This is a genomic window from Pseudomonas sp. GW822-FHT04C11, assembly GCF_058800905.1.
In genome coordinates, this window is the sequence record NZ_JBXAMS010000008.1 from 295090 (window position 1) to 305897 (window position 10808).

Annotated in this window: 10 protein-coding genes; 3 read left to right on the forward strand and 7 right to left on the reverse strand. The window is 62.2% G+C overall.

What is annotated here, in order from left to right; all coding sequences use genetic code 11:
• Nucleotides 1–16 precede the first annotated feature (16 nt).
• The 7 genes from sufT to AC1RJ3_RS16180 all read right to left on the reverse strand — a co-directional run bounded on the left by sufT (nucleotide 17) and on the right by AC1RJ3_RS16180 (nucleotide 6526).
• Nucleotides 17–850, reverse strand: a complete 834-nt coding sequence (gene sufT / locus AC1RJ3_RS16150; protein WP_493079495.1) for a putative Fe-S cluster assembly protein SufT — start codon at nucleotides 848–850, stop codon at nucleotides 17–19.
• 6 nt (nucleotides 851–856) lie between these two features.
• A complete protein-coding gene (sufU, locus tag AC1RJ3_RS16155) occupies nucleotides 857–1315 on the reverse strand; it encodes a Fe-S cluster assembly sulfur transfer protein SufU (protein ID WP_493079496.1) in 459 nt (152 codons plus the stop codon).
• Nucleotides 1312–2586 carry a SufS family cysteine desulfurase gene (locus AC1RJ3_RS16160; protein ID WP_493079497.1) on the reverse strand — a complete coding sequence of 425 codons (1275 nt, stop codon included), beginning with the start codon at nucleotides 2584–2586 and terminating at the stop codon, nucleotides 1312–1314. The genes sufU and AC1RJ3_RS16160 overlap by 4 nt, the downstream gene beginning before the upstream one ends.
• Entirely contained in the window at nucleotides 2583–3893 is a 1311-nt protein-coding gene (sufD, locus tag AC1RJ3_RS16165) for a Fe-S cluster assembly protein SufD (RefSeq protein WP_493079498.1), read from the reverse strand. The genes AC1RJ3_RS16160 and sufD overlap by 4 nt, the downstream gene beginning before the upstream one ends.
• Complete coding sequence (gene sufC, locus AC1RJ3_RS16170; protein ID WP_054597356.1) at nucleotides 3890–4654, reverse strand: Fe-S cluster assembly ATPase SufC; 765 nt, start codon at nucleotides 4652–4654, stop codon at nucleotides 3890–3892. The genes sufD and sufC overlap by 4 nt, the downstream gene beginning before the upstream one ends.
• 16 nt (nucleotides 4655–4670) lie before the next feature.
• Nucleotides 4671–6119: a Fe-S cluster assembly protein SufB gene (sufB, locus tag AC1RJ3_RS16175; protein ID WP_347926684.1), complete on the reverse strand. Its 1449-nt coding sequence runs from the start codon at nucleotides 6117–6119 to the stop codon at nucleotides 4671–4673.
• Nucleotides 6120–6208: 89 nt separating this feature from the next.
• Nucleotides 6209–6526: a Rieske (2Fe-2S) protein gene (locus AC1RJ3_RS16180; RefSeq protein WP_054597354.1), complete on the reverse strand. Its 318-nt coding sequence runs from the start codon at nucleotides 6524–6526 to the stop codon at nucleotides 6209–6211.
• Between the two features lie 211 nt (nucleotides 6527–6737).
• Here AC1RJ3_RS16180 and AC1RJ3_RS16185 point away from each other — a divergent pair, with 211 nt between their 5' ends.
• Genes AC1RJ3_RS16185 through AC1RJ3_RS16195 form a run of 3 tightly spaced genes read left to right on the forward strand, consistent with a single transcriptional unit; the run spans nucleotide 6738 to nucleotide 10689 of the window.
• Nucleotides 6738–8111: a glutamine synthetase family protein gene (locus AC1RJ3_RS16185; RefSeq protein WP_493079499.1), complete on the forward strand. Its 1374-nt coding sequence runs from the start codon at nucleotides 6738–6740 to the stop codon at nucleotides 8109–8111.
• 22 nt (nucleotides 8112–8133) lie between these two features.
• Entirely contained in the window at nucleotides 8134–9525 is a 1392-nt protein-coding gene (locus AC1RJ3_RS16190; RefSeq protein ID WP_493079500.1) for an aldehyde dehydrogenase family protein, read from the forward strand.
• A gap of 3 nt (nucleotides 9526–9528) precedes the next feature.
• Nucleotides 9529–10689, forward strand: coding sequence for an iron-containing alcohol dehydrogenase (locus AC1RJ3_RS16195; protein ID WP_493079501.1), 1161 nt, complete (start codon nucleotides 9529–9531; stop codon nucleotides 10687–10689).
• Nucleotides 10690–10808: the final 119 nt, after the last annotated feature.

Consider the following 10808-nt stretch of genomic DNA (forward strand, 5'->3'; position numbering starts at 1 on the left):
CCTCACGCCGGGTTCCTCAGAACAGCCCCAACTGCAAACGCGCCGCCTCGGACATGCGGCTTTGATCCCATGGCGGGTCCCAGACGATCTCGACCTCGACCTCGCTGACCCCAGGGATACTCTGGACCTTGGTGAGCGCCTCCTCTTTGAGCACATCGCCCATTCCGCAACCGGGCGCGGTCATGGACATCTTGATCTCGACTCGCTGGCCGCCGTCGGCGAGCAAACGGGTTTCACACTGATAGATCAGCCCGAGATCGACCACATTGACCGGGATCTCCGGGTCGTAGACGGTGCGCAGCATGTCGAACACTTGCTGGACGTCGAACCCGCCACTGCTCGTCTGGGGCTGCTCCTGCCGCTGAGCATCCCGCCCTAACGCATCGGCGTCAGCGGCGGCGATCCGTGCCAGCCGGCCCCTGGAGATTTGCACCGTGAAGCTGCCACCGAGCGCCTGGGTTACCACCACTCGCTCGCCACGGCCCAGTTGCAGTCGCTCCCCGCCCGGAATCAGGGTCACTGCGCAATCGCGCGTGAGTTCGATCGGTTGCAGGTAGCCCGGTTTATTCGGGTTATCGAAATGGAAGCCGGCGCCATGCAGGTCATACGTAAAATCGACGGACAAGCCATCCGCGCGCTCTGCGCTCGCGGGATCGAGCAACAGCTTGATGCCGTCTGCCTCGACCGTGATATCGCCTTCGGCAGCGCGTTCGAAGAAAAACTCATGCGCGAAATGCTCGTCGATCCTGAGCCGCACTCCGCGCACATGCCCGTCCGCCAGGGCATCGAGCAAGACTTTGCGTGCCGGTTCGCGCAGGTGAATACGCGGGATTGATAATGTGGCTGCCATGGCTGATTACTCCGTCGTGACCTGCGAGGCGCCACCTTCGAGGGCGCTACGCAGCGTGTGCCAGGCCAGAGTGGCGCACTTGACCCGCACCGGAAACTCCCAAACGCCTGAAAGCACCGCGAGTTTACCGAGCTCCGCGGGTGTTATCCGGGCGTTTGGCCCTTCGGTGAGCAACGTATGCACCCGGGCAAAAAGTGCCTGCGCCTCCTCCGGTTTTTTCCCCTTCACCGCCAACGTCATCAGGGACGCCGAGGCCTGGGAGATGGCACAGCCAACCCCCTGAAAGCTGATGTCCTCGATCACCCCGTTCGCCAGCCGGAGATAAATCTTCAGCTGATCGCCACACAGCGGATTGAACCCCTCCGCCGTACAGGTCGCGTCCGCAAGCGGGTGAAAGTTACGCGGCCGCTTACCGTGGTCGATGATCACGTCCTGGTAGAGGTCGCGCAGTTCGTCGCCACTCATCGGAACACCTCTTGAACTTTGGCCAGCCCGGCCACCAGTGCATCGATATCACGCTCGGTGCTGTAGCAGCCGAGCGACGCGCGAGCCGTGGCGGGCACGCCGAAACGGTTCATCAAGGGCTGTGCGCAGTGGTGCCCGGTGCGAATCGCGATCCCTTCGCGGTCAAGGATGGTGCCGATGTCGTGCGGGTGGATGCCGTCGAGGACAAACGAAAGAACACCGACCTTTTCTGCTGCCGTACCGATCAACCGCAGGCCGGGCAACGCCGCCAACGCCTTGGTGGCGTAGGCCTGCACGGCCTGCTCGTGAGCCGCAATCGCCCCAGGCCCCAGTTCAGCGAGAAAGTCGATCGCCGCACCAAGGCCGATAGCGCCGGCCATGTTCGGGGTCCCCGCTTCAAACTTGTACGGCGGTTTGTTGTAGACGGTTTTCTCGAAGCTGACCGAGAGAATCATGTCGCCGCCGCCCTGATAAGGCGGCATGCTTTCGAGCAGCTCGTGACGGCCGTAGAGCACGCCGATGCCGGTGGGGCCGTACATTTTATGGCCAGACAAGGCGTAGAAATCGCAGCCCAACGCTCGTACGTCGACCTTCAGGTGCGGAGCTGCCTGGGCGCCGTCGACCAGCACGCGTACGCCCCGCGCGTGGGCGAGCTCGACAATGCGCCGGATCGGGTTGATGGTGCCGAGCACATTGGAGACATGGGTCACCGCCACCAGTCGGGTCCTGGGCCCGATCAGCCGTTCCAGCTCATCGAGCAGCAGTTCGCCAGCGTCGTTGATCGGCGCCACCCGCAGCCGCGCGCCGGTCTGCTCGCAGAGCATCTGCCACGGCACGATATTCGAATGGTGCTCCATGGCCGTGATCAGCACCTCGTCGCCTGTTCGGAGCTGAGTCTTGCCGTAGGTTTGCGCCACGAGATTGACCGCTTCGGTCGTGCCGCGGACGAACACGATCTCTTCGACGGATTCGGTATTGAGGAAACCCTGGACCTTGGCCCGAGCCTTCTCATACTCCTCGGTGGCGCGCACCGAGAGGTAATGCACGCCGCGGTGCACGTTGGCGTTCTCCTTGGAAAAGAAGTGCGACATAGCATCGATGACCGCCTGCGGCTTCTGGCTGGTCGCGGCACTGTCGAGGTAAATCAGCGGCTTGCCGTAGATCGTCTCCGCGAGGATCGGGAACACCTGGCGCACACGTTCGACGTCGTAGCCTGGCGTAAGGTGGAGCGGTTTCGATAGCCCTTGAAGGCGGTTTTCGAGGTCGCTCATGCCGACACCTCCAGCCCGCGCAACTGCGCGGTGACCAGTCGCTGCACATGCTCGCGCAACGACTCCAGTTCAATGAGCTTGAGCATCTCGCTGACGAACGCAAAGGTCAGCAGCGACCGCGCCGCCGCCAGCGGAATACCGCGTGAGCGCAGGTAGAAAATAGCCTGCTCATCGAGTTGGCCGACGGCGGCACCGTGAGCGCACTTGACGTCATCGGCGAATATCTCCAGCCGAGGCTGAGAGTTGACCTGGGCCGACGTCGACAACAGCAGATTCTTGTTGGTCTGGCTGGCATCGGTCTTCATCGCTCCCGGGCGCACGATGATTCGTCCGTCAAAGATTCCATGCCCATGGTCATCGATCACGCCTTTATAGCGTTCGCGGCTGGTGCACCGCGGGGCCCGGTGCTCGATGGTTGTCTGGTTATCCAGGTGCTGCTGGCCTCGCGGCAGGTACAGACCGTTCAGGGCGACTTCGGCGCCGGGGCCTTCGAGTACCACGCGCAGTTCATGCCGTGCCAGTTTCGAACCCAGTGCCAGGGAATGCGCTGTGAAGTGACTGCCCTGAGCCTGGCGCACGCTGAGCAGCGCGACATGGAAGGCCGCGGTGCTCTCGTTCTGCAGCGTGTAATGTTCAAGCGTAGCGTCGGCGTCCAGCAGCACCTCGCTGACTGCGTTACTCAGGTAGACCTCTTCCCCGCTGCTGACATGGCTTTGCACCAGAATCGCCCGGCTGCCGGCCCCCATCTGCACCAGGACACGCGGATGGGTCACCCGTGGCGTGGCGTCCGATGTCGAGAGAAACACCAGATGGATCGGGACGTCGAGCGTCGTGTGGGCAGGAATCCGCACCAACGCCCCATCCTCGGCAAACGCCGCATTCAGTGCGGTAAAGGCTTGCGGCTGTGAGCGAAACGCATGGGCGAACAGGTTTTCGAGCGCCCCATTGTCGGCGTTCAGCAGCGGTGCGAATGGGCACACCTTAACGCCCCGGGGAAGCCCTTCAAGTGCCGACAGTTCAGCCGCGAAATAACCGTTGACGAAGACCAGCCGCACGCCGCCGTAGTTGCCGGCGAGTCGTTCGATGTCGACGGCGGACAGCTCCTGACTCGCGATCGTTTCGACCGGCTGGAAAGGAATCTCCAGGATCGGCGCGACTCGCGTGTGCTTCCAGGCCTCGTCCTTGACCGTCGGAAAGCCTTGCTCAGACACCCACTGGAACGCATCGCGGCGCAACGCTTGCAGCCAGGCCGGACGCCGGGCGTCAACGCTGGGGTTGAGCTGCGAGAGCAACGCCGCGCTGTTCATGGCCTGGCTCCGGGCGCTGCAGAATCCTGCTCATAGCTCGCATAGCCGTGCTTTTCCAGCTCGATGGCCAGCTCCTTGCCGCCAGACTGCACGATTCGGCCGTTGGCCATGACGTGCACGCGATCCGGGACGATGTAGTCGAGCAGGCGTTGATAGTGGGTGATCACCAGCAGCGCGCGGTCCTTGCTGCGCAGCGCATTGACGCCGGCGGCGACTGTCCGCAGCGCGTCGATGTCGAGGCCCGAGTCGGTCTCGTCGAGGATCGCCAGCCGGGGTTCGAGAATCGCCATCTGGAAAATCTCGTTGCGTTTCTTCTCGCCACCCGAGAAGTCGACGTTGAGCGAGCGGTTCATGAAGCTCTGGTCCATCTCGACCAGCGCCATGCGCTCCTTGGCGAGCTCGAGGAAATCCAGCGCATCGAGCTCTTCGAGCCCACGCTGCTTGCGCACGGCATTGAGGGCCGTGCGCAAGAAGTAGAGGTTGCCGACGCCGGGAATTTCCACCGGGTACTGAAACGCCAGGAAAATCCCGGCGACCGCCCGCGCTTCTGGCGGCATGGCGAGCAGGTCCTGGCCGTCATACAGCACCTCGCCGCTGACCTCATAAGTTTCAAGGCCCGCGAGGACCTGGGCCAGCGTGCTCTTGCCGGAGCCGTTCGGCCCCATGATCGCGTGCACCTCGCCCGCTTCCACCCGCAGCGTGATGCCCCGCAGGATTTCACGGCCGTCGACGCTGGCGTGCAGATCATTGATCTCGAGCATGCTCCCACCCCGGGCCTTAGCCCACGCAGCCCTCCAGGCTCACACCCAGCAGTTTCTGGGCTTCCACCGCAAATTCCATCGGCAGCTCCTTGAGCACTTCGCGGCAGAAACCGTTGACGATCATCGGCACCGCGTCCTCCGCGCTGATACCGCGCTGCCGGCAGTAAAACAGCTGCTCGTCGCTGATCTTCGACGTGGAGGCCTCGTGCTCGACCTGGGCGCTGGGGTTCTTCACGTCGATATAAGGAAACGTGTGCGCGCCGCATTCGCTGCCCAGCAGCAGCGAATCGCACTGCGTGTGGTTGCGGGCGCCGGTCGCGGCTTTCTGGATCTTCACCAGGCCGCGGTAGGTGTTCTGTCCATGACCGGCGGATATTCCCTTGGACAGAATGGTGCTGCGCGTATGCCGGCCGATGTGGATCATCTTGGTGCCGGTGTCCGCCTGTTGGTGATTGGCCGTCAGGGCGACTGAATAGAACTCGCCGACCGAATAATCGCCCTGGAGAATCACTCCCGGGTATTTCCAGGTGATCGCGGAGCCGGTTTCGACCTGCGTCCAGGAGATCTTCGAGTGTGCGCCTGCGCACTTGCCACGTTTGGTGACGAAATTGAAGATGCCGCCGCGTCCTTGGGCATCGCCGGGGTACCAATTCTGCACTGTGGCGTACTTGATCTGGGCGTTATCCAGCGCAACCAGTTCGACCACCGCCGCGTGCAGCTGGTTATTGTCGCGCATCGGCGCGGTGCAGCCCTCGAGGTAGCTCACATAGGCGCCCTCTTCCGCAACGATCAACGTGCGTTCGAACTGGCCGGTGTCCGCGGCGTTGATGCGGAAATAGGTCGACAGTTCCATCGGGCAACGCACGCCCTTGGGCACGTAGCAGAAGGAACCGTCGGAAAACACCGCCGAGTTCAGTGTGGCAAAGAAGTTGTCGCTGTAGGGCACGACCGAACCGAGGTATTTGCGCACCAGTTCCGGATGGTTCTGCACGGCCTCGGAGAACGAGCAGAAGATCACCCCGACTTCGGCGAGTTTGTGCTTGAAGGTAGTCGCGACCGAGACCGAGTCGACCACCGCATCCACCGCAACGCCGGTCAGGCGTTCCTGTTCGGCGAGCGAGATGCCGAGCTTGCCGAACATCTCGCGCAGCTCGGGATCGACCTCGTCAAGACTGCCGGGCCCTGGCGTTTTCGGCTTCGGCGCCGAGTAATAGATGATGTCCTGGTAGTCGATGGGCGCGTAATGGACATTTTGCCAGGAGGGCTCGCGCATCGTCAGCCAGTGGCGATAGGCCTTCAGGCGCCAGTCCAGCAGCCACTGCGGCTCGTTCTTCTTGGTCGAGATCAGGCGGATGAGGTCTTCGTTGAGCCCGCGCGGGGCCGCGTCGCTCTCAAAATCAGAGACAAAGCCGTACTTGTAGGCCCGGTTGCTGAGTTCGCGGATCCTCGAATTGTCAGTGCTCATCGCGGATGCCTCCTGCTGTTGGCAGGACGATGTGATCGTTTAACTATACTCCTTCCCTGTTCCTTACGACCCGAGCTAGCCCCTGGCGTTCAAACATCCGACGATTGCCGTAACAGGATGTCGTTTCCGTCCACCCGGACCTCGAACTGTTCGACCTGGTAAGCCGGTTCGGTGAGGCACTCGCCGCTGGTCACGTCGAACTCGTAGGCGTGAACCGGGCAAATCACCACGGTGTCGCACAGTATTCCGTCCCCCAGCGAACCGTCTTCGTGCGGACAGGTGTTGTGGATGGCGAAGTACCGGCCATCGACATTGAACAGCGCGACGGGCGTGCCCCCAAGGTTCACGGTTATGCCGTTACCCGGTTCGACATCCCCCACGCAGGCGACCTTGACGAACTCACTCATAGTGCCATCCCTCTTGAGTGTCATTTTAGCTGCTGGAACTGCTGGTGATTCGTCGGGATCCGCTCGCCAGGACGTGCGTCCGGCAGCAGTAGGCTAAGCTTTCAGCAGCTCATTGCTCACGATGCTCGCGCCTGCAGGTTTTGGTTTTTCTGAAGAGCGTCTGCAATAGCTATTTCAGACCGGCCCAAACCATTCACGCAGGACTGACGTGATGACCGAGCCCCTTCTCAGCTTCGAAGAACTGAAACTCGCCGCTAGCGCAGGTGATATCGATACCGTGCTGGTCTGCATGGTCGATATGCAGGGGCGACTGGTCGGCAAGCGATTCCAGGTCGAGTTTTTCATCGACAGCGGCCATGAAGAAACCCACTGCTGCAATTACCTGCTGGCCGACGACATCGACATGGAGCCGGTGCCGGGTTATGCCGCCGCCAGCTGGAGCAAAGGCTATGGCGATTTCGTGCTGAAACCCGACATGGCCACCTTGCGCCGCGTGCCGTGGCTGGAATGCACGGCGCTGGTGCTCTGCGACGTGCTTGATCACCACCACCGGCGGGACTTGCCCCATAGCCCACGGGCAATCCTGAAAAAGCAGATCGAGCGACTGCGCGAGCGCGGCTACAGCGGCATGTTTGCCTCTGAGCTGGAGTTCTATCTGTTTGACGAGAGTTACGAGGCCATCCACGAGCGCAATTACCACAAGCCGAAAACTGCCGGCCACTACATCGAGGATTACAACATCCTCCAGACCACCCGCGAGGAGCCGGTGCTGCGGGCGATTCGCAAGCATCTGCAGGCATCCGGCATTCCCGTGGAAAACTCCAAGGGTGAATGGGGCCCGGGCCAGGAAGAAATCAACGTCCGTTATGCCGATGCCCTGACCATGGCCGACCAGCATGTGATCATCAAGCACGCCTGCAAAGAGATTGCGCAATTGCAGGGCAAGGCGATCACGTTCATGGCCAAGTGGCGCTATGACGCCGCCGGGTCCAGTAGCCATATCCACAACTCGTTGTGGGACAAAAACGGCAAAAAGCCGCTGTTTTTCGACCCCAAGGCCGAATTCGGCATGTCGACGCTGATGCGTGCCTGGGTGGCTGGGCAGCTCAAGTACGCCAACGACATCACTTGTTTTCTTGCCCCTTACATCAATTCGTACAAACGCTTCCAGGCCGGCACTTTCGCACCGACCCGGGCGGTCTGGAGTCGGGACAATCGCACCGCAGGCTTTCGTTTGTGCGCCGAAGGCAGCAAATCCATCCGCATCGAATGTCGCATCGGCGGCGCCGACCTCAACCCTTATCTGGCCTTCGCTGCGTTGATCGCTGCGGGGCTGGCCGGTATCGACGAGAAACTCAGCCTGGCGCCCCCCTTTGAAGGCGATGCCTACCTCGACGAACACTTGCCGGAAGTCTCGAAGACCCTGCGCGATGCCTGTGCCGCGCTCAAGGCCTCGAACATGTTGCGCGAGGCGTTCGGTGACGAAGTGGTCGACCACTACGTGCACACCGCCGAATGGGAGCAGAAAGAGTACGACCGACGGATAACCGACTGGGAACTGCAGCGCGGCTTTGAGCGCTATTGAGCAATCGATTATTGAGGCAGCCATGACGACGATGATTCAACTCATCTCCCCGGTCGATGGCCGGGTCTACGCCGAGCGCCACTGCGCCAATGCGGCGCAGATCGAGCAGGCTCTGACGGCTGCCGCAGCCGCCCAGGCGTCATGGAAGCGCCGGCCACTGAGCGAACGCGCCGCATTTTGCAGCGCCGCCGTGGACGCGATGCTGGCCATGAAAGACGAAATAGTCCCGGAACTGGCCTGGCAAATGGGCCGCCCGGTACGCTTTGGCGCTGGCGAACTGCGCGGTTTCGAAGAGCGTGCCCGGCACATGATCGCCATCGCACCTGAAGCCTTGGCAGCGGTCGAACCTGCGCCTGTCGCGGGGTTTCGACGCCAGATCAAACGCGAACCGCTGGGTACGGTGCTGGTTATCGCTCCGTGGAATTACCCCTACCTGACGGCGGTGAATACGATTATTCCGGCGCTGATGGCCGGCAACAGCGTCATCCTCAAACACGCCTCGCAAACGCTGCTGGTCGGCGAGCGTTTCGCCGAGGCCTTTCGCCGCGCCAACCTACCCGAAGGGCTGTTCCATAACCTGCTGCTCAATCACACCTATACCGCGGCGATCATTGCCTCGGGACGGGTGCAGCAAGTGAACTTCACCGGTTCGGTCGAAGCCGGCAAAGCCATCGAAATCGCCGCCACCGGGCTCTTCCTCGGCATCGGGCTGGAGCTCGGCGGCAAAGACCCGGCCTACGTCCGCGCAGACGCCAACCTTGAGCATGCCGTGGAAAACCTGGTGGACGGCAGCTTCTTCAACTCCGGGCAAAGCTGTTGCGCCGTCGAACGCATTTATGTCGATCAAACAATTTACCCGGCGTTTGTCGAGCGCTTTGCCGCCCTGACCCGCCAATACGTGCTGGGCAACCCGCTGGACGAAGCCACCACCCTCGGCCCGTTGGTCAATCCGGGAGCTGCGGAGTTCGTGCGCGGGCAGATCGCCGAAGCGCTGGCAAAAGGTGCAAAAGCACTGATCGATCCAAAGGCCTTTCCAGCGGACCTGCCCGGCAGCGCCTACCTCACGCCACAGGTACTGGTCGACGTTAACCATCAAATGTCGGTGATGCGCGAGGAAAGCTTTGGTCCGGTGGTCGGCATCATGCCGGTTGCCAGTGACGACGAAGCCATCGCCTTGATGAACGACAGTGAGTTCGGGCTCAGCGCTTCCATGTGGACCACCGACCTTGCCGCCGCCGAACGTATCGGCGACGAGATCGCCACCGGCAGCGTATTCATGAACCGCTGCGATTACCTGGACCCGGCGCTGGCCTGGACCGGGGTGAAGAACAGCGGGCGCGGCGTAACGCTGTCGCGCATCGGTTACGAACACCTGACCCGAGCCAAATCCTTCCATTTGCGCCATGAGATCTAAGCCATGAGCCTGACTGCGAACTGGAACTACCCCACGAGCATCCACTTCGGTGTTGGCCGTATCGCCGAGCTGGCCGACACCTGCCGCAGCCAAGGTATCCAGCGACCGTTGCTGGTCACCGACAGTGGCCTGGCGCGCGCGCCAATCACCATCGCGGCGTTGGAGTCCTTGCGCGCCGCCGGCCTCGGCGTAGCGCTGTTTTGCGACCTCAAGCCGAATCCGGTCGAGGCCAACCTGGCGGGAGGGCTCGACGCCTGGCGCGCCGGCAAGCACGATGGCGTGGTCGCCTTCGGTGGCGGCAGCGGCCTGGATATGGGCAAGCTGATCGCCTTCATGAGCGGCCAGACCCGGCCGGTGTGGGATTTCGAAGACATCGGCGACTACTGGACCCGCGCCGACGAAAACAGCATTGCCCCGATCATTGCAGTACCGACCACCGCGGGTACGGGCTCCGAGGTCGGCCGTGCAGCGGTGATCATCGACGAGCGGACACATACCAAACGGATCATCTTCCACCCGAAAATGATGCCACGGGTGGTCATCAGCGACCCGGCGCTCACTGTCGGCATGCCCGCAAAAGTTACTGCTGGCACCGGGATGGATGCCTTTGCCCATTGCCTGGAGTCGTACTGCGCCCCCGGTTTTCACCCCATGGCCGAAGGGATTGCGGTAGAAGGCATGCGCCTGGTAGCCAATGCACTGGTACGGGCAGTACGCACCCCCTCTGATCTTGAGGCGCGCGCGGAAATGCTCGCCGCCGCCGCGATGGGTGCCACTGCCTTCCAGAAAGGCCTGGGCGGGATGCACGCGCTCGCGCATCCGGTGGGCGCCCTGTACGACACCCATCACGGCATGACCAACGCCACGTTCATGCCCTATGTGTTGAAATTCAATCGCCCGGCCATCGAGGAGCGCATCACCCGCCTGGCGGCATATCTGCGTCTGCCGACCCCAGGCTTCGACAGTTTTCTGGCCTTCGTCCTCAAGTTGCGCAAGGACATCGGCGTGCCGCATACGCTGTTTGAGCTAGGAGTGGATGATCGGCAGGCCGACCTGATCGCCGACATGGCGATTGTCGACCCCTGCGCCGGCGGTAACCCGCTGCCCTTGACCCGCAATGGCGCGATGGAGATTTTCGAAGCGGCGTATCACGGCCGGCTCTAGGGCCGCAATGCTGTTCACTTAAGGAAGTTTGGAGGCCTGAGAAAGTATCTGTGGCGAGGGAGCTTGCTCCCGCTGGACTGCGTAGCAGGCCCAATTCAGGGCCGCTTCGCGCCCCAGCG